At 66.5% G+C, this 18,592-nt stretch carries 17 protein-coding genes; 9 read left to right on the top strand and 8 right to left on the bottom strand.

Features of this window, described 5'->3' with window-relative positions:
* Positions 1-14: 14 nt before the first annotated feature.
* Positions 15-824 carry a hypothetical protein gene (locus AC1ROX_RS18720; protein WP_493127855.1) on the top strand — a complete coding sequence of 270 codons (810 nt, stop codon included), beginning with the start codon at positions 15-17 and terminating at the stop codon, positions 822-824.
* A 15-nt stretch (positions 825-839) separates the two neighbouring features.
* Here AC1ROX_RS18720 and AC1ROX_RS18715 read toward each other — a convergent pair whose 3' ends face one another.
* Entirely contained in the window at positions 840-2,108 is a 1,269-nt protein-coding gene (locus tag AC1ROX_RS18715; RefSeq protein ID WP_493127853.1) for a COG3904 family protein, read from the bottom strand.
* A gap of 81 nt (positions 2,109-2,189) precedes the next feature.
* Here AC1ROX_RS18715 and AC1ROX_RS18710 point away from each other — a divergent pair, with 81 nt between their 5' ends.
* Positions 2,190-4,301, top strand: coding sequence for a molybdopterin-containing oxidoreductase family protein (locus tag AC1ROX_RS18710; RefSeq protein WP_493127851.1), 2,112 nt, complete (start codon positions 2,190-2,192; stop codon positions 4,299-4,301).
* On the top strand, positions 4,298-5,236 hold the full coding sequence (locus AC1ROX_RS18705) for a division plane positioning ATPase MipZ (protein WP_493127849.1): 939 nt from the start codon (positions 4,298-4,300) through the stop codon (positions 5,234-5,236). Before AC1ROX_RS18710 ends, AC1ROX_RS18705 begins: the two co-directional genes overlap by 4 nt.
* On the opposite strand, the gene AC1ROX_RS18700 is transcribed toward AC1ROX_RS18705, so the two are convergent.
* Both AC1ROX_RS18700 and AC1ROX_RS18695 read right to left on the bottom strand, forming a co-directional pair.
* On the bottom strand, positions 5,154-6,410 hold the full coding sequence (locus tag AC1ROX_RS18700) for an MFS transporter (protein ID WP_493127847.1): 1,257 nt from the start codon (positions 6,408-6,410) through the stop codon (positions 5,154-5,156). The genes AC1ROX_RS18705 and AC1ROX_RS18700 overlap by 83 nt on opposite strands.
* 70 nt (positions 6,411-6,480) lie before the next feature.
* Positions 6,481-7,743: an alginate O-acetyltransferase AlgX-related protein gene (locus tag AC1ROX_RS18695; RefSeq protein ID WP_493127845.1), complete on the bottom strand. Its 1,263-nt coding sequence runs from the start codon at positions 7,741-7,743 to the stop codon at positions 6,481-6,483.
* A gap of 100 nt (positions 7,744-7,843) precedes the next feature.
* Here AC1ROX_RS18695 and AC1ROX_RS18690 point away from each other — a divergent pair, with 100 nt between their 5' ends.
* The 3 genes from AC1ROX_RS18690 to AC1ROX_RS18680 are packed head-to-tail and all read left to right on the top strand — an operon-like array spanning position 7,844 to position 11,032.
* Positions 7,844-8,548: a VWA domain-containing protein gene (locus AC1ROX_RS18690; RefSeq protein WP_493127843.1), complete on the top strand. Its 705-nt coding sequence runs from the start codon at positions 7,844-7,846 to the stop codon at positions 8,546-8,548.
* Positions 8,545-9,744, top strand: a complete 1,200-nt coding sequence (locus AC1ROX_RS18685; RefSeq protein WP_493127841.1) for an acyl-CoA dehydrogenase family protein — start codon at positions 8,545-8,547, stop codon at positions 9,742-9,744. The genes AC1ROX_RS18690 and AC1ROX_RS18685 overlap by 4 nt, the downstream gene beginning before the upstream one ends.
* Positions 9,737-11,032 carry an alginate O-acetyltransferase AlgX-related protein gene (locus AC1ROX_RS18680; protein WP_493127839.1) on the top strand — a complete coding sequence of 432 codons (1,296 nt, stop codon included), beginning with the start codon at positions 9,737-9,739 and terminating at the stop codon, positions 11,030-11,032. Before AC1ROX_RS18685 ends, AC1ROX_RS18680 begins: the two co-directional genes overlap by 8 nt.
* Here AC1ROX_RS18680 and AC1ROX_RS18675 read toward each other — a convergent pair.
* Entirely contained in the window at positions 11,029-11,781 is a 753-nt protein-coding gene (locus AC1ROX_RS18675; RefSeq protein ID WP_493127837.1) for an SDR family NAD(P)-dependent oxidoreductase, read from the bottom strand. The genes AC1ROX_RS18680 and AC1ROX_RS18675 overlap by 4 nt on opposite strands.
* 102 nt (positions 11,782-11,883) lie before the next feature.
* Between AC1ROX_RS18675 and AC1ROX_RS18670 the strand changes: the two genes are divergently transcribed.
* A complete protein-coding gene (locus AC1ROX_RS18670; RefSeq protein WP_493127835.1) occupies positions 11,884-12,768 on the top strand; it encodes a YicC/YloC family endoribonuclease in 885 nt (294 codons plus the stop codon).
* A gap of 31 nt (positions 12,769-12,799) precedes the next feature.
* Entirely contained in the window at positions 12,800-13,405 is a 606-nt protein-coding gene (gene gmk, locus AC1ROX_RS18665) for a guanylate kinase (RefSeq protein WP_493128195.1), read from the top strand.
* On the opposite strand, the gene AC1ROX_RS18660 is transcribed toward gmk, so the two are convergent.
* The 4 genes from AC1ROX_RS18660 to AC1ROX_RS18645 are packed head-to-tail and all read right to left on the bottom strand — an operon-like array spanning position 13,380 to position 17,315.
* Positions 13,380-14,183 carry a lysophospholipid acyltransferase family protein gene (locus AC1ROX_RS18660; protein ID WP_493127833.1) on the bottom strand — a complete coding sequence of 268 codons (804 nt, stop codon included), beginning with the start codon at positions 14,181-14,183 and terminating at the stop codon, positions 13,380-13,382. The genes gmk and AC1ROX_RS18660 overlap by 26 nt on opposite strands.
* A 21-nt stretch (positions 14,184-14,204) precedes the next feature.
* Complete coding sequence (gene rsmA, locus AC1ROX_RS18655) at positions 14,205-15,038, bottom strand: 16S rRNA (adenine(1518)-N(6)/adenine(1519)-N(6))-dimethyltransferase RsmA (protein WP_493127831.1); 834 nt, start codon at positions 15,036-15,038, stop codon at positions 14,205-14,207.
* Between the two features lie 2 nt (positions 15,039-15,040).
* A complete protein-coding gene (gene pdxA / locus AC1ROX_RS18650; RefSeq protein ID WP_493127829.1) occupies positions 15,041-16,039 on the bottom strand; it encodes a 4-hydroxythreonine-4-phosphate dehydrogenase PdxA in 999 nt (332 codons plus the stop codon).
* A 10-nt stretch (positions 16,040-16,049) separates the two neighbouring features.
* Complete coding sequence (locus AC1ROX_RS18645; RefSeq protein WP_493127827.1) at positions 16,050-17,315, bottom strand: peptidylprolyl isomerase; 1,266 nt, start codon at positions 17,313-17,315, stop codon at positions 16,050-16,052.
* Positions 17,316-17,535: 220 nt separating this feature from the next.
* Between AC1ROX_RS18645 and AC1ROX_RS18640 the strand changes: the two genes are divergently transcribed.
* A complete protein-coding gene (locus AC1ROX_RS18640; protein ID WP_493127825.1) occupies positions 17,536-18,579 on the top strand; it encodes an FkbM family methyltransferase in 1,044 nt (347 codons plus the stop codon).
* Positions 18,580-18,592: the final 13 nt, after the last annotated feature.

Raw genomic sequence — 18,592 nt, 5'->3', positions numbered from 1 at the left:
CTGGAGCATGGATCATGTCGATGTCGGCCGAGGAGATTAAGCAGCAAGAGCTCGCGCTGAAAGCGGAAGAGCTGAGAATTTCCGCCGAAAAACTTAACGACGAAAAGAGAAAATCCACCGTATGGTCAACACCATTGACGTTGGCCGTGATTGGAGGTTTGGTCGGATGGGCGGCCAATATGGGCGTGGAGTATTACAAAGCCTCCGCCAATAAGGATGCCAAGCTCCTTGAGACTGCATTAGACCTCATAAAAGCCTCTAATGTTCCGGGAGACGTAGAGAAGACTCGTGCGAACCTTCGGTTCATTATCGATATAGAACTGGGACCGGGCGATCTGCGTGGAAATCTTACTCGCTACCTGAATAAGCCAGATGCACCTATTCCAACGCTGATTGGGAGTTTGTCGCCCACATCTCTCGTAGCGCCGAATTCGAACATCACGCCAGAAAATTCATTCGGAAAGGCTCCGTCAAGCCAGCCGGCTGTTAGCGGTGAAACTGGCTGGTTCTACTTAGGCAAAGAAGCGGATGGGAAATGGATTGCCTCATCTGCGGTGGGGACGTTCGGATTTGTCGAAGGCGGAAGCGCTGCGTCGACCGTTGTTGGACAAAGAGTGCCTTCCCTGGCAGGCAAAACACTGAAGACATTGTCGTTCAAATACTTGCGGGCCGATGGAATTCCGGGACAAAGAGTAAGAAGCCCGGTGATGCGAACACTAGCGCCAGGGACAAGTTTGCAGATCATTACCGTGGATAACACAGGTAAGGATCCCGACGACAATCAGACAGTGCTGTGGGCAGAAGTGAGAGTCGTTTCTGGGTAGTGTGCGTTGGTACCGTCAGCGATTTACGCGTTGAACGACGCGGCCGGCCAGCAGCTCCTGCGTCGATGGCGTCCAGATCTCGTCGGGGGGCGTATCGATCACGCGCTGCGCGAATTCCGGCGTGACGCCGCTTGCGACCAGGAAGCGCCGCATGTCGCGGTTGCTTTCGTACATGTCGTTCGGGCCCATGCCGGGAAAGCTGCCCTGGTGGAAGCCCAGCCGTCCGGTCGGCGCGATCGAACGGTCGTTGCCGCCCAGGAAGGCGATGGTGCAGGCCGACGCGCAGGCGGTGTCGACGCGCGTCGCCAGCTTGCGATTACGGATCATGCGGTTGATCTCGAAGGCGGTGCCGATGCGTCCGCCGGGACCGGCCAGGACGACGCGGCGGATCGACGAATTCTTGTCCAGGGCACGCCGCACGGCCTCGGCGCTACCGGTGCCATAGGCGCCCTCCACCCTGAGCGTCGCGCCGTCAGGGCTCAGGGAGACGGAGAGCGTGTCGAGCGCTTCGTCTCCCGTGTAGATCGCCCACAGTTCGGAGATCGAGGGCACCGCCCGGTCATAGAAGAGCCCGCTGATGCCGGCGATCGATACGGCGGCGGCAACGAACGTGGCCATCGCGATCAAAGCGGTGGCTCTCCGCCGCGCGGCGATCGCGATGAGACAGACCTGCACGATGGCAAAGATCGAGGCGCCCAGGCAGAGCAGGGCGGGGCCCAGCACATGCAGCAGCGTCACGTCGCCGGAGCCGAAGACGGCGAGCGTGATGCTGCCGAAGCCGAGCAGCAAGGCCATCGCCGCCCAGACACCGCGATAGTAGAGCGTGAGATCGAAGGGCGCGGCACCGTCGCGCCACAGCGGCACACCCACCGCCTCGAGATGATCGATCATCCGGGCGAGCTTGCCGATGCTGATCCGCTTCACGCCATCGCGATAGCCGAGTGCAACGGCGAAGTCGGGCGGGACGAGTCCGGCGGCGAGGCGTACCTGGCGCAGGCCGATCGCACGCGCCGTTAGCTCCGCAAAACCGATCAGCGCGCGGGCCACATCGGCCTGTTCGCCACCGGACGCCCTGTCCAAAGCGGCGACGAAAAGATGATCCGCCTGCTGCTCCAGCAGGACGACCCCGAGCGGCGCGCTCTCGCCGTCGATCAGGAAGATCGCGCGCGTATCGCTTGTCGAGGCGAGGGGCGGGAAGCTGGGGAAAAGTCCCGCGATGGCTGCAGCATCGGCGGCGGTGGCGCGCCGCACGGCGCCCACGGAGACCCGATCCCGAGAAAACACGCTGGCTTTTCCACTCCCTGGGGCCGCTTTCACGGCCGGTGAACGGCCTGTATGCTGCGGTACTTCTCGCGGAGCGTCCACATGTCACCCGACGATCATGCCTACCTGCCGGTCGCCCGTGCAAAGCCGCACGACTCCGGCATCACGACAGTACCGTCGGTATGCCCGCACGACTGTACCAGCACCTGCGCGCTGGATGTCGAAAGGCTGAGCAACACCAGGATCGGCCGTGTCCGCGGCTCGATGCGCAACGACTATACGGCCGGCGTGATCTGCGAGAAGGTCGCGCGCTACGCCGAGCGCATCCACCATCCCGACCGGCTGATGAAGCCGCTGCGCCGGGTCGGACCGAAGGGCTCCAAGCAGTTCGCCGAAATCTCCTGGACCGACGCGCTCGACATCGTGGCCGAGCAGTTCATCGCCAAGGCGCGCCAGCACGGTAGCGAGACGATCTGGCCCTACTACTATGCCGGCACGATGGGCCTGGTGCAGCGCGACGGCATCAACCGCCTGCGCAACGCGATGAAGTACTCGCGCTATTTCTCGACCATCTGCGTGACGCTGTCCGATACAGGCTGGATCGCCGGCGTCGGCGCCAAACGCGGTGCCGATGTGCGCGAGATCGACGAGCACGCCGAGCTGGTGGTGATCTGGGGCGGCAATCCCGTGAGCACCCAGGTCAACGTCATGACCCACGCGATGAAGGCCAAGAAGCGCGGCGCCAAGCTGGTCGTGGTCGATCCCTATCGCACCGGCACCGCCGACCAGGCCGACATCCATCTCGCCGTGCGCCCCGGCACCGACGGCGCTCTGGCCGTCGGCGTCATGCATGTTCTCTTCAAGGAGGGCTATGCCGACTGGGACTATCTGCGGAAGTATACCGACGCGCCGGACGAGCTGGCCGCGCACGTCGCGACACGCACGCCGGAATGGGCCTCGAAGATCACCGGGCTTTCCGTCGAGGAGATCGTGTCCTTTGCGCGTCTCTACGGGCAGAGCAAGGCATCGTTCATCCGCTGCCATCACGGTTTCAGCCGCAGCCGCAACGGCGCGGTCAACATGCATGCCGTGACCTCTCTGCCGGCCGTCACCGGTGCCTGGCAGTACAAGGGTGGCGGCGCGCTCTACGGCCATAGCGGCATGTACCCGATCAACAAGACGCTGATCGAGGGCCTCGACATGGTCGATCCGTCGATCCGCGATCTCGACCAGTCGCGCCTCGGGCCGATCCTCACCAACGACGCCGCGGCGCTGAAGAACGGCCCGCCGGTGACGGGCATGCTCATCCAGAACACCAATCCGGCGATGGTCTGTCCGGAGCTGGAGCTGGTGCACAAGGGCTTCAAGCGCGACGACCTGTTCGTGTGCGTGCACGAGCAGTTCATGACCGAGACGGCGTCCTTCGCCGACATCGTGCTGCCGGCCACCATGTTCCTCGAGCATGACGACTTTTACACAGCCAGCGGCCATACCTTCTTCCAGGTGACGAAGGCCGTCGTTGACGCGCCGGGCGAGTGCCGCGAGAACCACTATGTGATTTCCGAACTCGCCAAGCGCCTGGGTGCCAAGCATCGCGGCTTCGATATGACGCCGTGGGAGATCATGGACGAGAGCCTCAAGGTCTCGGGCATGTGGGATGCCGAGACAAACTGGCAGAAGGGCGGCCAGGATTTCCATCTGGGATTCGAGACGTCGCATTTCCTCGACGGCTTCGCCTGGCCCGACAAGAAGTTCCGCTTCAAGCCCAAGTGGGAGGCCTATGGCGGGCGCGGCAAGGAAATGCCGGAACTGCCCGACCATTTCGACGTGATCGACAATGCCACCGACGACAAGCCGTTCCGGCTGGTCGCGGCGCCGGCGCGCACCTTCCTCAACTCGACCTTCACCGAGACGCCCAGTTCGCAGAAGCGCGAGGTCCGGCCGACCGCACTGATGAATCCCGACGACTGCGTCGCCATGGGAATCGTCGAGGGCGAGCGGCTGGAGATCGGCAACGAGCGTGGCAAGACGATCGTCAATGCCAAGCCGCGCAACGGCCAGCAGAAGGGCGTCGTCGTGGTCGAGGGCATCTGGCCCAACCGAAACTTCGAGACCGGCATGGGCATCAATGCGCTGACTTCCGCCGATCCCGGCTGGCCCAATGGCGGTGCGGTGTTCCACGACACCGCCGTCTGGATCCGCAAGGCCTCGTGAGCGAGGGATTCCAACCAGCGCCCAATCCGAGCATCGCCCAGACGCAGGCCCCTCGGATCGAGGGCCGCGGCCATGTCCTCGTGATCGGCAACGAGAAGGGCGGCTCGGGCAAATCGACGACGGCGCTGCACATCGCCGTCTCGCTGATGAGGGATGGCGCGCGCGTCGCGACGCTCGATCTCGATGCGCGGCAGGGAACGCTCAGCCGCTACATCGAGAACCGCGCGGCCTATGCGAGGAAGAAGGGCATCGACCTGCCGATGCCGGTGCACACGCCGGTGATGATCTCGACCCTGAACGACCGGCGCGAGGCCGAGGCCGACGAGCGCGCGCGGCTGGCGGCGGCGCTGGAACCCGCGGTCGGGGCGGCCGACTTCGTGATCGTCGACACGCCCGGCAGCGACACTCATCTCAGCCGGTTGGCCCATACCTGGGCCGACACCTTGCTCACGCCGCTGAACGACAGCTTCATCGACCTCGACCTGCTGGCGAGGGTCGATCCCGAGACGCTGAAGATCCTGCGGCCGTCGATCTATGCGGAAGCCGTCTGGAAGCAGCGCCAGATCCGTGCCGTCGAGGGCGGCCGGCCGGTCGACTGGATCGTGATGCGCAACCGCCTGTCCTCGCTCGCCGCCCGCAACAAGCGCGACATGGGCAATGTGATCGAGGCGCTGGCCAAGCGCATCGGCTTCCGCGTCGCCGCGGGCCTCAGCGAGCGCGTGATCTACAAGGAGCTCTTCCTGATGGGGCTCACCTTGCTCGACCTCAAGCGCGGCAGTGGCGGTAGTGGGCCATCCCTGACCTTGAGCCATGTCGCGGCACGCCAGGAAGTGCGCGACCTCGTGATGTCGCTCAACCTGCCGGGGGTCGCTCCTGCAGAAGTGGACGCGCCCGCGACAGAAGAAGCCACAGAAGCCCTGCCGCCTGCAGGATGAACAGCAGGCCGAACGACCAGCTGTAGCCGTCGGGCGAATAGCCGGTGGCGGTGCGCGGCCACTGGTCGACGACTTTGCCGATCGCCCACTGGCCGATGAAGATCACGGTGAACACCACGAGATTGCAGCTGGTGCTGACCCGTCCGGCATAGTGCGGCGGGAAGGAGCGCGCCAGCAGCGGCATGTACTGGATCGGATAGGCGCCGAGGAAGCCGAACAGCAGCCAGGCGGCCACCGGACAGAAGGACGGCAGGAAGGCCAGCCAGGCGCAGACCGCGGCAAACAGCGCGCTGACGAAGGTGGCGCCGGCGAAATCGCTGACGCCGACGCGGCGGAAGGCGCCGGCCAGCACGCCGCTCAGGGCGAAGCCCGCGGTCATCACCGCTGTCGTGTAGAGCTGGATGTCGGCGCGGGTCTCGTTGCTGGCGAAGCCGCCGACGTCGCGCAGCCACGGCCCGATCCACAGGGTGATCGCGGCGATGAAGGCCATCTGCTGGAAAGTGAGCAAGGGCTGGATGCGCCAGAAGAAGCCGTTCTTCAGCACGATGCCGGTGATGCGGAACTGGTCGCGCAGCGTGCCGTGGGCCGCGGGGTTCCAGCGTTCCGGCACGACGACGAACAGGATCGCTGAGACGACGAGGCAGAGTCCGGCCAGCCAGAAGAACAGGCCCTGCCAGCTGATGGCCGACAGCGACCACTGGACCGGCAGGGTCGCGGCCATCGAGCCCAATCCACCCGCCATCATGTGGAAGCCGGTGATCAGGCCCCAGCGCTCCGGCGGATACCAAAGTGTGATTGCCTTGATCGCGGCCATCAATCCGCCGGCGAAGCCCAGTCCGATCAGGGCGCGCGCCAGGATCAGCTCGCCGATCGAGAGGCTCAGCCCGAACAAGGCAGACCCGATCGCCGCCAGCGCCAGCAGCACCACCTGCACGCGGCGCGGACCGTAGCGGTCGAGCATGACGCCGAGGATCGGCTGGCATCCCGCGAAGAACAGGAAGAACGCCGAGGTCAGCAGGCCGAGGTCGGCCGCCGTGATGCCGACATCCCGCTCGAGATACGGGAAGATCACCGCATTCACGCCACGGAAGATGTAGGAGAGGAAATAGGCGAGCGCGAACGGGACGAAGACGCGCAGCAGCAGCGTGGCGAAGGTGGGGGCGTTTCCAATCATGCTTCATCTTGGCGCGGGTGCGCGGCGGGCACCTTAGGCAGTGGCGCGCGAAGGGTCAAAGCATCCTCGCTCAGCGCCTGAGCTTGAGGATCTCCGTGGTGAGGCTTGCGGCAACCACCTCATGACCGTGTTCGGTCCAGTGCATGTCGGTCTTGCGATAGGCACCCGGGATACCGTCCAGCACGGGTCGCAGATCGATGAAGGGGATGTCGGTGCGGGCGAGCGCGGCCGCCAGCGCCTTGTGACGCGCATCGCTCTGCAGCGTATAGGCGTAGTAACGCGGCCACGGGCTCCAGTAGTTGGCGAAGGCGGGATCGACGGCGCCAACCGGGATTAGCGCAACGAGGAACTTCACGCCGCGCGAACGCGCGAGCTGCGCCGCGGCAGCGATCCAGGAAAGCGTGTCGTCGATCTCCTTCGCCGAGACCTCGGCCGAGGCTTCGTCCGGCGTGGTCGGCAGCTTCACGCCGTTGGTTTCCCAGTCGATCAAGCCTCGCAGGATCCAGCCCTGCAGATACTCGCGGTCGAAGCGGCGGGGTTTGTACTCCGACCAGAACTTCTCATCGGCGCGCGCCAGCACGTCGCGCACGGTCTGCTCGTCGAGATCCGGGAAATAGTGCTCCTTCATATGCCGCGCCAGCGCGTCCACGCGCTCGCCGATCGGCCGGTGCAACGCCTCGTCGATGAAATCCTCTTCGCCCGGCACATACTTGCCGCGCGAGATACCGGCCAGGCCGAAGGCGCCAACGGCCATCCACGTCGTATGCGGAGCGACGGAGCCCAGGAGCGACGGGCGAGGAAGTTCGGCGATAAAGGGTGGCAGGCCCTGATGATCGCGGAAGGAGGACTGCACAAAGTCGTTTCCGGCGAAGATCGTCATGACGACCGCATCGGGCGACAGCTTCAGGCCGATATCGCTGAGGCGATAGTAGTATTCGACCGGACTTGTGCCGGCGACACCCAGGTTGACGACCTCGACATCCTCCTGGCCCTTGCCCACGAGCATGCCTTCGATGCGCGCGGGCAGGGCGGCGCGCGTGAAGCCGCCTTCGAGGAAGCTGTCGCCGATGAAAACCGAGCGGAAGGCCACGCCCTGTGGCTTCGTCACCGAGCGCTCGCGGTCGCGCATCAGCCAGCTGTTTGTGGCGAAGACGATGTCGGGCATGCCGCTGTTCCAGCGAGCGACGGAGGCGTGCGAGATCGGCAGGGGTCGCAGCAGGTAGCCCGGCCAGGCCGGCGTGACGGTCCGGGCCAGGAGGTCGATGCCGAGGAGGGTTACGCCGCACAGCAGGATGCCGAACAGGGTCTTGGGGAGCAGCTTTCTCTTCGACACGATGATTGTTGGCACGCAGGCTGAAGCGGGCAGCCTTTATGGGGGCTGTGGCATTGCCATGCAACGCGCGCCATAGTCGGCGCCGGGTTGGGAGTGAGGAATGGCCGCTGACGAGAAGCTGCCCGCATCGGGCGGGGCCCATGCCGTCGATGCCTTCGTGCGCGAGGTCGGGCGATTGCCGGCGCAGGGTGCAGCCGGTGGTCGCGGGCGGCTTCTTTTCGCGATGGACGCGACGGCGAGCCGGGAGCCGACCTGGGACCATGCCTGCGCCATCCAAGGCGAGATGTTCGTCGCGGCCGATGCGCTCGGCGGCCTCGACGTGCGGCTGGCTTTCTATCGGGGCTTCGAGGAATTCAAGGTCAGCAAGTGGACCTCCGACGGCCGCGAACTCGCACGCCTCATGAGCGCCGTGCGCTGCGCCGCCGGCCGTACGCAGATCGCGCGCCTGCTGCGCTACGCCGGCGACCAGCGCCGCGAGAGCCGGCTTGATGCCGTCGTCTTCGTGGGCGACTGCTGCGAGGAGGATGTCGACGCGGTCGGCCATGAGGCCGGCCAGCTCGGCTTGCTTGGCCTGCCGGTGTTCGTGTTCCAGGAGGGGAACGATCGCACGGCAACGCGCCTGTTTCCCCAGATCGCCAAGCTGACGCGCGGCGCCTATTGCAAGTTCGACCGGTCGAGCCCCGACCAGCTCAAGCGCCTCCTGGGCGCCGTGGCGGCCTATGCCGCGGGCGGCCGCTCCGCCTTGCTGAAGTACGGCAAGGACCAGGGCGGCGTTGCGGCCCTTCTCACCAACCAGATGAAATGACCTCAGACCTGCTGTCGGCCGTCGAGAGATTCTTCGACGAGGAAATCCTGCCGCGCCATCGCGAATGGGCGGCTCATGTTTCGGCGCGGAAGGGTACGCCTCCGTTCATGGCGGGGCTGCAGGCGAAAGCGCGTGCCGCCGGCCTGTGGAACCTCGGCTTGCCGGACCGGATGAGCAATCGCGCCTATGCGCCGATCGCGGAGATCACCGGTCGGCTGCCGTGGGCGCCGGAAGTGTTCAACGCCCAGGCGCCCGACGTGCCCAACATGATCATGCTGCAGCACGCGGCCAATGCCGATCAGAAGAAGCGTTGGCTGGAACCGCTGCTGGAAGGGCGCACCCGCTCGGCCTTCGGCATGACCGAGCCCGACGTCGCCTCGTCCGACGCGACCAACATCGCCACGACCCTGCGCCGCGACGGCAGCGACTGGGTCGTCAAGGGCCGCAAATGGTACATCACGGGCGGTGCCCATCCCGACTGCGCCTTCGTGATCGTGATGGGCGTGTCGCGGCCCGAGGCGCCGCGCACCGGCCGGCATTCCTGCGTGATCGTGCCCATGCCGACGCCCGGTCTTAGGGTGGTGCGCGAGCTGCGCTTCCTCGGCTGGGAGGACAGCATTGCGCCGATCGCCGAGCTCGAATTCAAGGATGTGCGCGTGCCCGCCGGAAATCTGCTGGGCGAGGAAGGCGAGGGCTTTGCCGCGGCGCAGGTGCGGCTGGGACCGGCGCGGCTGCATCACTGTATGCGCGCGATCGGCACCTGCGAGGTGCTGGTCGAACTCATGATGGCGCGCGCCGCCGAGCGCCGGACGTTCGGTCGCGCCGTGATCGACTACGACTCCACACAGCAGGCCATCGCGCGGTCCCGCATCGAGATCGAGCAAGCGCGGCTGCTGGTCCTGCGCACGGCCGAGCGGCTGGACAGTGACGGCCATCAGGCGGTGTGGCGCGACGTCTCGATGGTCAAGGTCGCGGTGCCGGAGATGGCGCATCGTGTCGCCGACCGGGCGCTGCAACTGTTCGGCGCGATGGGCGGCAGCGACGATGCGCCGATCCATCGTGCCTATGCCGTCGCGCGCATGCTGCGCATTGCCGACGGGCCGGACGAAGTCCATCTGCGCCAGATCTTCCGGCAGGAAAAGCCGGCCCGCTGGACCGTTTCGGACTCGCCGTATATTACGCCGGGCGATGACTGAGAGCGGCCGCAAGCGCATCTATGCGATCGTCTTTGGCCTGATCCTGACCGGGATCACGCTCGCGGGCCTCGAACTGCTGGCCTCGCTGGAAGCGCCGTCGTGGCCCGCGCGAGCCCTGCGCTCGACGCCGCCGGTCAATGTGCAGTCGACCGATTTCGCCGGCCTGGCCGACAAGCCCTGGATTTTCGCGCCGTACAATTCCTGGGGCATGCGCGACAAGGAACGCAGCATCGCCAAGCCGCCAAGACCACCGGGCGGCGGCTTCCGCAGCGTCTTCGTCGGCGACAGCTATCTCGAGTTCCAGCTCACGCGCCTCACGGTGCCGGGCGAGGTCGAGCGGCGCTTCATCGAGGCCGGCCAGCCGAACGCCGAGATGATCAACCTCGGCATCTCCGCCACCGGCCCGCGCAGCTACTACTATCGTCTGCGCGACGTGGCCTTCGCCCTCTCGCCCGATGCCCTCGCGGTGTTCTTCTTCTCGGGCAACGACTTCCTCTATGACGGGCAGGGCTACGGCCAGGGCCTGCCCGATCTGGTGAGCGAGGCGCCGGGCGGTTCGATCCTTGGCAACGTCATGCCGAATGCCAACTGGGTGCTGGTCAACCGTCTGCGCCTGTCGGAGATGCTGACGACCAACAAGCCGGTGCCGCAGGAGTTCGACACGCTGGCGAAGATCGCCCGCCTCCCGCCAGCCGAGCGCACGCCGGCCCTCGTGCGTCACGTCAAACGCTACTACTACCCCGACCTGACGGAACAACAGATCGCCGCCATCTTCGGCCGGGATGGCGATGCCTTCTGGCAGGCCTACGCCTCCGGCAAGGCCGACGACGAGTCGATGCAGGGCTGGCTTCTCAACCTCATGACCAAGGCCGAGATCGAGAAGTCTCCCTATTTCGAGGCCACGACGAAGGAACTTGCCGCGCGCCTGGTGAAGGAGGCCGACATCCAGGCGACCCTGTCGTGGCTGACGGCGATGGATCGAGCGGCCCGCGAGCGCGGCGTGCCATTGGTCCTGTTCATCGTGCCGCCGGGCAGCGTCGATCCCGACTATGTCGCTTACTGGAAGCCGTGGCCGCGCTTCTACGCCTTCAACGTGATCGCGGACTACAGGCAGGACCGGCTGCTGGAAGCCTTGGCCAGGACACCGATCCGCTACGTCGACCTGCGCCAGGATTTCGAGGGCGTGCGCGGCGCCTATCGCCGCAGCGACGCGCACTGGACCGACAAGGGTGTCGAGATCGCGGCGAACCGCGTCTTCCAGGAACTGCGCAAGCTCGAGAAGCGCTAGCCGGCACCCAAAATCCGGGCCGACCAGCGGCCGGGAATGGTCGTGCCGAACCACACGGCGGCCTTGGTGCCGATCGGGAAGGCGATGCGCGGCTTGTTGGCCGCGAGGCCGCGGCGGATGATCTTCGAGGCCTGGGCCGAGGTCATGAGGAACGGCATCGGGAAGGGTGCTTCGGCGGTGATGCGGCTGACCACGAAGCCGGGGCAGATGACGCTGACGCCGATCCCGTCCTTCTTCAGCACGTAGCGGATGCTTTCGCCCCACACGCGCACCGCCGCCTTGCTGGCATTATAGGACGCCGAATAGGGCAGACCGATGAAGCCGGCGAGCGACGACACGATCCCGATCTGGCCGCGCTTGCGCGCCATCATCGGGCCGAGCAGCGGCTCGACCGTGTTCAGCACGCCGTTGATGTTGACGTCGAGCGTCTTGCGGATGATCGAGAAATCGTCGAGCGAGGAATTGTCCTTGTCGATCGAGATGCCGGCATTGGCGAGGATGAGGTCGACGGGATGCACCTCGTCGAAGGCGGTCAGCCAGGGCAGGAAGCGTTCGCGGTCGGTGACGTCGATCGTATCGGCGACGACGGTGGCGCCTTTCGCGCGACAGGCGGACGCCACCGCCTCGAGCCGCTCGGAATCGCGTCCGGTCAGCGCCAGCGCCACGCCGGGCGCGGAATAGTCGAGGGCCAATGCCTCGCCGATGCCGCTCGATGCACCCGTGATGACGATTGCGGAAAAGGTCTTCATGCGGGGAGAAGCCCTCTCCGATTGTCGATTGAATCGAAATGCCGATCCACTTATGGAGTGATCGTGCCCAAGAATGGGGCAGGGGGCAATTTGATTGCAAGTATGACGGGCTACGCCCGGGCGCAGGGATCGGACGACCAGCGGCGCTGGGTCTGGGAGGCGCGAAGCGTCAACGGGCGAAACCTCGAGATCCGGTGTCGTGTGCCACAAGGCTTCGAGCGCCTGGAGAATCCGGCGCGGGGCGCGGTCGGCGGACGCATGAAGCGCGGCAACGTTTCGCTCACCCTCACAATCACCACCGAGCGCCAGGCCAAGCCGCTCAGCATCAACCGGGCGCTGCTTGCCGAACTGGCGACGCTGGTCGACGAAGTACGCAAGAGCACGGGAGCAGCAGCGCCGTCCGCTGACGGGCTGCTGCGCGTGCGCGGCGTCATCGAGGAAGAGGAAGGCGGCGAGGAGTCGGAGGAGGCGCTGGCCGTTCTCGACAAGGCGCTGCAGGCGACGCTCGACGAGGCGCTGAAGGGGCTCGTCGCGTCGCGTGCCGCCGAGGGCAAGGCTCTCGCCAGGGTGATCGATGGCCATGTCGCCGAGATCGAAAGCCTGTGCGGCCGTGCGACAGAGCGGGCGCTGGCGCAGATCGGCACCGTGAAGGCGCGGTTCGAGGCCCAGCTCGCGGAACTGCTGGGGCGGGTACCCGCGCTTTCGGAAGAGCGCTTCGCCCAGGAAGTCGCGTTGCTGGTGGGCAAGGCCGACGTGCGCGAGGAACTCGACCGGCTCGCCGCACACATCGCGCAGGCGCGGACCCTGCTGGCGGAGGCGCGGCCGGACAATCCGGTGGGCCGCAAGTTCGATTTCCTCTGCCAGGAGTTCAATCGCGAGGCCAATACGCTCTGCTCGAAGTCGGCCGACATCGAGCTGACGCGCATCGGCATCGATCTCAAGGGCGCCGTCGAGCGCATGCGGGAGCAGGTCCAGAATGTCGAATGAGGATGCCGCCGTGATCAAGCGGCGTGGCTTGATGCTCGTCCTGTCCTCGCCCTCCGGTGCGGGCAAGACGACGCTCTCGCGGCAGCTGCTCGACAACGACAAGCAGATCCAGCTCAGCGTCTCGGCAACCACGCGCGCCCGCCGATCCGGCGAGAAGGATGGCGTCGACTACCACTTCGTCGACACCGCCACCTTCAGCGGCATGGTCGAGCGCGGCGAGTTCCTCGAGCACGCGCGTGTCTTCGACCATTTCTACGGGACGCCGCTGGCGCCCGTGGAGGCGGCCTTGATGGAAGGCCGCGATGTCCTGTTCGACATCGACTGGCAGGGCACGCAGCAGCTCAAGGAGAAGGCCGGCAGCGACCTGGTGACGGTGTTCATCCTGCCGCCCTCGACACGCGACCTCGAGCGCCGGCTGATCACGCGCGCCCAGGACTCGATGGACGTCGTGCAGAAGCGGATGGCCAAGGCCGCCGACGAGATGAGCCACTGGGCCGAGTACGACTACCAGATCATCAACCGCGACATCGCGACCAGCCTGATGGAACTGAAGTCGATCCTGACGGCCGAGCGCCTGAAGCGCGAACGGCAAGTCGGCCTCTCGGCCTTCGTCAAGGCGTTGCGCGAGGGGCGGTAATCGGCAGGCCGATTCCCAGCTGGCCCTGCGATCGCAGAACGAGCTGGCTCGGTGTGTAGGGACGGCCGGAGAATTCGGCGATCAGCCTGTCGCTGGCGGTCTCGATCGTCTCTTCCAGGCGACGCATGAAGGTCTGCTTGTCGAGACCGGTCTCGATGGCGGGCAGGAATTCGATGGCCGCGCGTCCCGCCTTCTTGCGCCAGTCACGGCGATTCCACAGCAGGCCGACCGACGTGGCGACGGGCGTCACGGGCAGGTTGAGGTCCCGGTAAAGATAAAAGATGCCCGAGCGATAGCGCTCGCGCTCGCCCGGCGCCATCAGGTGACCTTCCGGGTAGATGGCGATGTGGCGGCCGCTGTCACAGGCGCGTTTGGCGAACTGGGCAAGGTTCTCGCGCTCGCGACCGCCGCCGCAGGTATCGACCCGGATCATCTGCAGGCGATAGAGGATCGCGCCGATTAGCGGGTAGCGGAACAGCTCCTGCATGGCCACGAAGGCGATGCCGCGGATCTTCGCGGCCAGCAGGATACCGTCGCTCTCGCTGTGATGCTTGTTGGCCAGTAGTACCGGACCCTGCTTGGGCAGGTTCTCCAGCCCGCGATACTCGATCTTCATGCCGCCGATCCAGCGCATGCCCCAGACGACGGCCCGCGCCCAGTGGAACAGCAGGCCGCGCAGCAGGACCGGCGTCGGGACGGGAACGAGCACGATGCCGATCAGCGCCACCAGCAGCGTGCCGAGGTAAAAATAGACGTTGAAGGCTAAGGAGCGGATCATGGCGTTAATGATAGTGAGCGCTCACTCACTGTCAAGGGAGCCCGCCAGTCTCACAAAGTCATCGACCAATAGTTCTTCGGCCCGGGCGGTGGGCGCCAGGCCCAATCCTTCCAGCACCGCCACAGGATCGGGAAACAGGCTTGCCAGGGAGCCGCGGAGCATCTTGCGGCGCTGGCCGAAGGCGGCCGCCGTCACGCGCTCCAGCGGCCGCAGATCGCGCAGGCGGGCTTCGGGAGGCCGGGGGGTGAGGCGGGCCACGCCTGAAACGACCTTGGGCGGCGGCACGAAGGCTGTCGGCGCCACGTCGAACAGCCGTCGGACGTCGCAGACATGCTGGGCCAGCACCGAGAGGCGGCCATAGTCCTTGGTGCGCGGAACGGCGACCAGGCGGTCGACGACCTCCTTCTGGAACATCAGGACCATGTCGGTGATGTCGTCCGCGGCATGCAGCCATCGCAACAGCAGGGCCGTCGAGACGTTGTAGGGAAGGTTGGCGACGATCCGCCGGGGCGCTGGCCCCAGGTCGCGCGGCTCGACCTTCAGCGCGTCGGCTTCGACGAGTTCGAGATGGCCGTCGGCGGCGCCCTGCAGTTCCAGCAACAGCCCCAGGGCGCGCGGGTCGACTTCGACGGCGACGACCCGCGTGGCACCTTCGAGCAGCAGCGCGCGGGTGAGGCCGCCGGGACCCGGGCCGATCTCGATGACGGTGCCCTCGTTCAGCGGCGCCGCCGCGCGGGCGATGCGGCGCGTCAGGTTGAGGTCGAGCAGGAAGTGCTGGCCGAAGCGCTTCTTCGCATCGAGACCGTGTGCCGCGATCGTCTCGCGCAGAGGCGGCAGGGCGGCGACGCCGTCCATGCTCAGTGCCGGCGCCGTCGCGCCATGTCGTCGGCCATGTCGATGGCCGCGATCAGGCTCGCCGGATCGGCGCGGCCGGTCCCGGCGATATCGAGCGCCGTGCCGTGGTCGGGCGAGGTGCGCACGAAGGGCAGGCCAAGCGTGACGTTGACGCCGCCCGCAAAGTCGATGGTCTTGATCGGGATCAGCGCCTGGTCGTGATACATGCACAGCGCCACGTCGTAGGCCGGACGGGCCGCCGCATGGAACATCGTGTCGGCCGGCGCCGGTCCCTGCGCGGCGATACCCTCGCGCCGCAGCGCCTCGATGGCGGGGACGATGATGCGGCGCTCCTCGTCGCCCATGGCGCCCTGTTCGCCGGCATGCGGGTTGAGGGCCGCCACGGCGATCCTCGGCCGCTCGATACCGAAGAGGTCGCGCAGCCCCAGGGCCGCGATCCGGCCGGCGCGGACGATGGCGTCGCCGTCGAGCGTCTTCACGGCATCGGCGAGCGACAGGTGGATGGTCACCGGGACGACCCGAAGCTGCGGGCAGGCCAGCATCATCGCGACGTCGACCCCGCCGGCGAGTTCGGCCAGGAATTCCGTGTGGCCGGGATGGCGGAATCCCGCATCCTGCAGCGTTTTCTTCTGGATCGGATTGGTGACGATCCCGGCGACCGTGCCCTCCTGGGCAAACCGGACGGCCCGTTCGATCGCCTCGATGGTGGCAGGTGCGTTGGCGACATCCGGCCGGCCGGGAACCGGGGGCACGGCGAGGCGGACCGGCAGGACGGGCAGGGCGCTGGAGAACAGGGGCGCGGCTTCTTCCGGCCGGGAAATCTCGCGCACCGGGACGTCGAGTTCGAGCTTGCGTGCGAGACCGGCGAGGCGATCGGGATCGTCGAGGACGAAGAAGGGCCGGGCGCCCGTATGCCGGGCCAGCCAGGCCTTGAGGCTGAGTTCGCCGCCGATTCCGGCCGGCTCGCCCATCGTGACGGCGAGCGGCGCGGTCGTATTCATCGTGGGGACGTCACGACTTGACGTCGATCGTGGCCTGGCGGCGAAGGTCGCGCATGTAGCGCCGTCCGGCGGCGTCGAGCTTCTGGAGCAGGAGCTGCTGGGAGATCGCCTCGCGGGTCGGCAGGCCGTCGCCGCCGACCTTGCTGCACAGGGACACGACCTGAAGGCCTTCGGCAACGCGGAAGGGACCCGCGGTGCCGCCGACCGGGAGGCGCGGCAGCTGCTCGTACATCTGCGGGTTGCCGGCGAGGTCGCCGACCCTGACGCCGCTGAGATCGCCCGAGGTGCTGCCCCTGATCTGGCGCGACTGGGTATGAAGATCGGTGCACTGACGAACGCCGGACATCGCCTTCTGCGCATCGGCGGTCGCGCGATTGGTCTCTTCCGGCGAGGCGTTCGGCGGCAGCGCGAGGGTCAGCTGGACGAGATTGAGCTTCATGTCGTCAGGGCGCGCCGCGGCGAAGGGCCGGCGATCGACGACATAGAGGATATGCCAGCCGGACCCGGAACGGACGGGCTCGGAGTAGGAGCGCGGCTGTACCTTTTCGAGGGCCGAATCGAGGGCGGGATCGAGGGCGCCGGGCAGGACCCATCCGAGATCGCCGCCGGATGCGGCGGAAGCGCCTTGCGAGAATTGCTGGGCGACGGCTGCGAAGGGCGCGCCGCGGCGGAGCTGCTCCATGATGCGGTCGGCGCTGCGCTTGCCTTCATCCACACCCTCGGCCCGGTCGACCGGCACGAAGATTTCGGCGACCCGGGTCTCGGTCTTGCCGACATTGGTGCGCATGCGGCTCAGCGCATCGTCGACCTCGGCTTCGGAGACGTCGATCTGCGAACGGACCTTGCGCCGGAGGATCTTGCCCCAGGCGATCTGCGCCTCGATCTGCTGGCTGGCGATATCGGGGGCAATGCCGACACTCTGCAAATACTGTCGGAACTGACCGCGTGCCAGACCGGCCGAGCGCTCGATTTCGACATAGCGGCCCTGGATCTCGCTTTCCGTCGGCCTGACACCCAGCTTCTTGGAATCCTGGACCTGCAGGCGCTCGTCGATCATTTGGCGCAACATTTGCGGCGCCATTCGCTGGCGCAGTTCGGGACTGTCCTGCAGGCCCGACGTCTTGATGGCGAACAGCACCCGCTGCGACAGGTCGAAGTCGGTGATGGCGTCGTCGTTGACGCGGGCCACCACGCGCAGGCCCTGGCCGGGCGCGTTCTGCGCGGCCGCGCCTTGCGCCGTCGGCCTTTGGGCAGATGCGACGGCGGGCAGCAGCACGATCGGGAGGACGATCAGAGCGCGGAGGACGGGGGCGCGGAGGAGGGGCGCTAACATTTCACCGACGGAACGTGAGAGGGACATCGATTATATTTCCGCAACAGGCTAGCTGCAACGCACGCCACTAAGGACAGAAAGTGGCAACACACAGGCACGCTTGACGCTTGGCGGTGGGTACGTTAGCCGAACCATCGCATAGTTGGGGGCAAACAGTTCAGGCATGACGACGGCCCGCCGTTCGATCAGCGTTGCAAGCGCCTGGGAACGGGTTTGCTCGGGCGTTGGCTATCATCTCGACAATATGGGCCGTTGGCTGATCGTGCGGGCGCCCTCGATCGGTGCTGCCTATGCGTCAATCTTGGCGCCCCGCGTGCCCCGGCTCGATCCGCGGCCCGGCTGGCGGTTCGCCGAGGAATATTACGACCAGCGCCGGTGGCTCGCCTGCCGCAGGGGCGCCCTGTGGGAGGCCGCGCGGGAAAAGGAGCTGGCGGTACCGCTCAGCGTGCGCTGGCACGGCGGCACCACCGTGGACGTGACCCTCGGCAACGATAACAGCCTCTGCCTTTACGTCTGTGGCTCCTTCGAGCCCAACGAATTCGCCTTCGTCGATCGCATGCTGAAGCCCGGGATGGTGTTCGTCGATGTCGGCGCCAATGACGGCTACTACACGCTCTTCGCCGCCCGCCGCGTCGGCCCGACTGGAAAAGTGATCGCCGTCGAGCCGAGTTCGCGCGAACGCGCGCATCTCCAGCGCAATCTCGGCCGCAACGGCCTCGACAATGTCAGCGTCGTCGCCGCGGCGCTGGGCGCCGATTCGGGTTTCGTCGACCTGCATCTCGCCCATGGCGTCCATGCCGGCCACAACACGCTGGGGGATTTCGCGCATGACGATGTCGTGCGGGCGAGTTCCGAGCGCGTCCCGCTGGAGATGCTCGACGCGGTCGTCGCCCGGCAGGGACTGACCCGCGTCGACGTGATCAAGATCGACGTGGAGGGCGCCGAGGCCGGTGTCGTCGGCGGGGCGCGGAATGTGCTGAAGACCATGCGGCCGGTGCTGCTGATGGAATTGAACGAGCGGGCGTTGCGTGCGCAAGGGCAGAGCGCGGAGGCCTTGCTGGGAATGCTTCGCGAGGAGTTGGGCTACCAGATCCTGACATTCTCCCCGGTCGGCGGCTGGCCCGAACGCGCCGTCGAGGGAGCACCCTTGTCGCCGAACGTCGTCGCAATGCCGAAAGAACGTGCCGACAATCTGCTCAAAGCGTAGGGATCCCGCCCTA

This window comes from Reyranella sp. GW821-FHT14A01 (assembly GCF_058803965.1).
Note: the sequence above shows the minus strand (reverse complement) of the source record. Positions and strands in the feature narration are given on the sequence as shown.

What these genes read in the sequence shown, in the direction of transcription:
- AC1ROX_RS18700 (WP_493127847.1), bottom strand. Translation starts at nt 6,410, where the DNA reads ATGATTGGAAACGCCCCCACCTTCGCCACGCTGCTGCTGCGCGTCTTC.
- AC1ROX_RS18670 (WP_493127835.1), top strand. Translation starts at nt 11,884, where the DNA reads ATGACGGGCTACGCCCGGGCGCAGGGATCGGACGACCAGCGGCGCTGG.
- AC1ROX_RS18690 (WP_493127843.1), top strand. Translation starts at nt 7,844, where the DNA reads ATGGCCGCTGACGAGAAGCTGCCCGCATCGGGCGGGGCCCATGCCGTC.
- AC1ROX_RS18640 (WP_493127825.1), top strand. Translation starts at nt 17,536, where the DNA reads ATGACGACGGCCCGCCGTTCGATCAGCGTTGCAAGCGCCTGGGAACGG.
- AC1ROX_RS18680 (WP_493127839.1), top strand. Translation starts at nt 9,737, where the DNA reads ATGACTGAGAGCGGCCGCAAGCGCATCTATGCGATCGTCTTTGGCCTG.
- AC1ROX_RS18660 (WP_493127833.1), bottom strand. Translation starts at nt 14,183, where the DNA reads ATGATCCGCTCCTTAGCCTTCAACGTCTATTTTTACCTCGGCACGCTG.
- AC1ROX_RS18675 (WP_493127837.1), bottom strand. Translation starts at nt 11,781, where the DNA reads ATGAAGACCTTTTCCGCAATCGTCATCACGGGTGCATCGAGCGGCATC.
- AC1ROX_RS18720 (WP_493127855.1), top strand. Translation starts at nt 15, where the DNA reads ATGTCGATGTCGGCCGAGGAGATTAAGCAGCAAGAGCTCGCGCTGAAA.
- gmk (WP_493128195.1), top strand. Translation starts at nt 12,800, where the DNA reads ATGCTCGTCCTGTCCTCGCCCTCCGGTGCGGGCAAGACGACGCTCTCG.
- pdxA (WP_493127829.1), bottom strand. Translation starts at nt 16,039, where the DNA reads ATGAATACGACCGCGCCGCTCGCCGTCACGATGGGCGAGCCGGCCGGA.
- AC1ROX_RS18710 (WP_493127851.1), top strand. Translation starts at nt 2,190, where the DNA reads ATGTCACCCGACGATCATGCCTACCTGCCGGTCGCCCGTGCAAAGCCG.
- AC1ROX_RS18685 (WP_493127841.1), top strand. Translation starts at nt 8,545, where the DNA reads ATGACCTCAGACCTGCTGTCGGCCGTCGAGAGATTCTTCGACGAGGAA.
- rsmA (WP_493127831.1), bottom strand. Translation starts at nt 15,038, where the DNA reads ATGGACGGCGTCGCCGCCCTGCCGCCTCTGCGCGAGACGATCGCGGCA.